Below are 823 nucleotides of genomic sequence, written 5' to 3'. Positions count from 1 at the left end.
GAGTACCCATGAACCAACCCTATCAGGCACCCAATGCAGATGTTGCTGTTGCCGGTAACCAGGACACCTATCAGCCCAAGTTTCTGTCTTTGTCAGGGCGTATCGGCCGTATGCGCTATTTCGTGTATGCCGCTGGTCTGACCTTGTTGTTCTATCTTGTGGTCGGGGTGGCAGCCGCGATTCTGATTCCAAGCATGATGAGCGCCGGGGACGCTGACATCGGCGTGGGTGCAATGATCATGGGCCTGATTGCCACCGTGGCTTTCATCGGTGTGATGGTGATGAGCTGGGGCTACATGGTACGTCGTCTCAACGACATCAACGCCAGCGGCTGGTTGAGCCTGCTCATGCTGGTGCCGATTGCCAACCTGGTGCTGGGTCTGGTGATGTTGTTCAAACGCGGTAGCGAAGGCAGCAACCAGTACGGCGCCGCTCCGGTCGGCAATTCCGGTGGCGTAAAAGCCGCCTTTGTGATTGTGCTGTTGTTGATGGTGGGCTACTTCGGTGTGCTGTTCCCGCTCACCATGGCCAACTATGCACAGTATGCACAACAGGCCCAGATGCAGCAGATGGATTATTCTGAATACTGATCGCTCGTTACATGCTGAGTGAAGCATGTTGCAGCCGCAGAGCGGCACAAAAAAGGGGCTCCGAAGAGCCCCTTTTTTTATTACCCGACCTGAGCCTTACGGCAGCAGGTGAGAAACGGCGTCACGTTCTTCCGCCAGTTCCTGCTCGGTAGCTTGCATCTTGCCACGGGAGAAGTCGTTGACTTCCAGGCCCTGAACGATAGTCCAGTCGCCGTCTTTGCAGGTGCAGGGGA

At 56.0% G+C, this 823-nt stretch carries 1 protein-coding gene and 1 pseudogene; one reads left to right on the top strand and one right to left on the bottom strand.

Annotated elements, in window-relative coordinates:
- Positions 1–590: DUF805 domain-containing protein (locus tag A3730_RS01075; RefSeq protein WP_231883796.1), on the top strand; the 590-nt coding region annotated here is incomplete at its 5' end.
- Positions 591–686: 96 nt separating this feature from the next.
- On the opposite strand, the pseudogene A3730_RS30115 reads toward A3730_RS01075, so the two are convergent.
- Positions 687–823, bottom strand: a pseudogene (locus A3730_RS30115) (malate dehydrogenase); the annotation flags it as partial.

It is taken from the genome of Alcanivorax sp. HI0044 (assembly GCF_001634945.1).
This window is presented reverse-complemented; position numbering and strand designations above follow the sequence as displayed.